Origin of the sequence: Mycobacterium attenuatum (genome assembly GCF_900566085.1) — a bacterium.
Lineage (GTDB): Bacteria > Actinomycetota > Actinomycetes > Mycobacteriales > Mycobacteriaceae > Mycobacterium > Mycobacterium attenuatum.
Map to the genome: position 1 here is coordinate 1 of NZ_UPHT01000128.1, position 3,334 is coordinate 3,334.

Below are 3,334 nucleotides of genomic sequence, written 5' to 3' on the forward strand. Positions count from 1 at the left end.
TCACGGTGGTCTCGATGATCATCGGCCTGCTGATCTCGGCGATGATCGGCAACGCCGACCGGGGCATGCCCCTGCTGGTGCTGGTGGTCATGGCCCAACTGGTGCTCTGCGGCGGAATGTTCGGCGTTCACGGCCGCCCGCCACTGGAACAACTGGCCTGGCTATCCCCGTCCCGATGGGCCTACGCCATGGCCGCCGCCACCGTAGGCGTGAACTTCCTGCACCCGGGTGCGGAAGACCCGCTGTGGGAACACAATCGCGGTAACTGGCTCACCGCTCTCGGTATGTGCGTAGCGCTGGCGATTGTCCTGGTGTTGCTGCTGGCGGTGCGGCTCAAGCGACTCGACCCCCAACGCAAGGGCCGCAAGTAAGCCGATTGATCAACACGGCGGCCAAGGCGGCCAAGGCGGTGGCGTCGGGCCAACCTTGGCGTGCGCGCAGCGACCGCTTCCCGCTTTGCTCCGGGGGGAATCACGCCCTGGGCACCGAGACGGACGAAAGGCTAGTCAAGCCAATATCGGTGGGTTTACGCTAAGTCGCCTGGCTTTGGTGCTGCCTCCAGCTGAGTTTGCCCGCGGCAACGTGCCGTTGCCTCAACGAAGGAGTTGTCTATGAAGCTCTGGTCTCGAGCTGCTGTTGCGGCCGTGTCCGCCGTCGCCGCGACGGCTCTCGTGCTCACCGGGTGTTCCGGCTCGAACAAGGGCGCAGGCGGGTCCAGCACCCCGAATGTGGACGCGGTGAACACCGTCAAACAGGCCGCCGATGCCATGGCCAAGGTCACCGGCATGCACGTCAGCCTCACGGTCCAAGGCTCGGTACCCAACCTCGCGGTCACCAAGCTCGAGGGCGACGTGTCCAACACGCCGCAAACGGTCGCCACCGGGACCGCGACGCTGATCGTCGGCAAGAACCCGGTTGATTCGAAGTTCGTCTACGTCGACGGCCATCTCTATTCCGACGTCGCCGATCCCGGCAAGTACGCCGATTACGGCAACGGCGCCTCGATCTATGACGTTTCGACCCTGCTCGACCCGAACCGGGGCCTGGCCAAGCTGCTGTCCGACCTGCAAAACCCGAAAGTAGTTGGCAGCGAGCAGATTAACGGCATCCTGACGACCAAGATCACGGGCATGTCTCCAGCCGACGACATCACGACGCTGGCGGGCGCGCGGCTGAGCGCCAAGGACGCGCAGAGCACACCCACCACCGTCTGGATCGCCTCGGACGGTTCGAATCACCTCGTCAAGCTCGAGATCACCCCGGTTGAAAACGGGACGGTGACGATGACCATGTCCGACTGGGGCAAGCAGGTCACCGCAACCAAGCCGGCATAGCCGTGACGTACGACACCGTCACCCACGATCGTTTCAGCACTCGCCGGATCACCGAACCCCGAAAGGAACCACCATGGCATTGACCACTTTTCAACGCCGGGCTGCGGTTTCATTGGCCAACGTCATAGCGGTGACGGCGACCATCCTCGCGCTCGCGCCGGCGGCCGAGGCCAGCAACTACGTGGGCGCGATCGCCTACTCCCCGACCGGAAAAGTGTTCGGCCGCGTCAAAGACGCTCCGTCGAAGGCCGCCGCCGAGAGCGCCGCGCTGAGTGCATGCGGGTACTCGGACTGCAAGGTACTGGTCACCTTCACCGACTGTGGCGCCATCGCCGAGAACAGCCGCGGTGACCACGCGGGAGGTTATGGGCCCACGCTGTTGGCTGCGGAGCAGGATGCCGCGAAAAACCTTGGCACCTCCGGGTGGATCGGCACCTGGTACTGCAACTGATCAGCCGACGCGGTCATAACGCTCACAGGCGGATCATGCGCGCGGGATGTGGGGTGCTGGCTCGGGGGGGTGGGTATGGAGGGTAGGGCCGATGCGGTGGTGATGGGTGTGCCCCGGTTGGAGTTGCGTGCTGGTGGGCGGGTTTGGCATGTCACACCGGATCGGGTGTGGAGTATTGGGCGTTGGGCCGAGGCTGATGTGCGGTTGGATAATCCGCGGGTTTCGCGTGATCATGCGGTGTTGCAGCCCACCGCGGGGGGTTGGGTGTTGGTCAACCACAGCAGCAATGGGATGTTTGTCGAGGGGGCCCGTGTTGAGCGGGTAGCCATTGTGGGGCCGGTGACGGTGATGTTGGGTTCGGCCTCGTCTGGTCAGCTGCTGCAGGTGGCACCGGCCGGCCAGCCCAGCGCGCCGGCGCCGCAGCGGGCTGCGGTGGTGAGTCAAACGACGGTGGCCCGCCCGCCCACGGCGGTGCATGCCATTGATCAGTTGGTGGTCACCATCGGGCGGGCTCCCGACAACGATGTGGTGCTCAATGATCTGCTGGTGTCGCGCCGTCATGCGATGTTGCGTCGCTCGGGCAATCAGTGGGAGCTGGTCGACAACAACAGCGCCAACGGCACCTACGTCAACGGCACCCGGATCAACCGGGCGGTGATCGGGGCCAGCGACATTGTCGGTATCGGTCATCAGCTGTTGCACCTGTCCGGGGATCGGCTGGTGGAATACGTTGACACCGGCGACATCTCCTATGAGGCCGTCAATCTGCGGGTGGTCACCAACAAAGCCAAGGTGTTGTTGGCCGATGTCAGCTTTGCCCTGCCCCAGCGCAGTCTGTTGGCGGTGGTGGGACCCAGCGGGGCCGGTAAATCGACGTTGCTGGGCGCGCTGACCGGGTTTCGCCCGGCCACCAGCGGCAGCGTGCGCTACGACGACCGCGACCTGTATGACAACTACGCCGAACTGCGCCACCGGATCGGGTTCGTGCCTCAAGACGACATCTTGCACACCCCGCTGACAGTGCGCCGCGCGCTCAATTACGCTGCGCGGCTACGGTTTCCCCACGACGTGTCGGCCGCCGAACGCAACCAGCGCATCCAGGAGGTGCTAACCGAACTGGGCCTGTCCACCCAGGCCGATCAGCGCATCGACAGCCTCTCGGGCGGACAACGCAAACGCACCAGCGTCGCACTGGAACTGCTGACCAAACCCTCGCTGCTGTTTTTAGACGAACCGACCTCCGGGCTCGACCCCGGCTATGAGAAATCGGTCATGCAGACCCTGCGCTCCCTGGCCGACGACGGCCGCTCGGTGGTCGTGGTCACCCACAACATCGCCCACCTCAATATGTGCGACCGGCTGCTGATCCTGGCCCCCGGAGGCCGGCTGGCCTACTTCGGCCCACCCCAGCAAGCGTTGAGCTACTTCCACTGCACCGACTTCGCTGACCTGTTCACCCTGCTCGAACACGACACCGCCACCGACTGGACCGCCCGCTTCAACGCCTCGCCCCTCCACGCCGCCGTCACCGCCCACCCCGGCGCCCGCC

4 protein-coding genes are annotated in these 3,334 nt (G+C 65.1%); all 4 read left to right on the plus strand.

From position 1 onward, the window contains the following. A partial coding sequence (locus EET13_RS20570) for a hypothetical protein (RefSeq protein WP_122444009.1) occupies positions 1-371 on the plus strand: 371 nt, incomplete at its 5' end. A 240-nt stretch (positions 372-611) separates the two neighbouring features. Continuing rightward, positions 612-1,334 (plus strand): LppX_LprAFG lipoprotein, encoded by a 723-nt coding sequence (locus tag EET13_RS20575; protein WP_122444010.1) that lies wholly within the window; start codon positions 612-614, stop codon positions 1,332-1,334. Between the two features lie 73 nt (positions 1,335-1,407). Next, entirely contained in the window at positions 1,408-1,785 is a 378-nt protein-coding gene (locus EET13_RS20580) for a DUF4189 domain-containing protein (protein ID WP_122444011.1), read from the plus strand. A 75-nt stretch (positions 1,786-1,860) separates the two neighbouring features. Next, positions 1,861-3,334 (plus strand): FHA domain-containing protein (locus EET13_RS20585; RefSeq protein WP_122444012.1); only part of this gene is annotated, 1,474 nt, incomplete at its 3' end.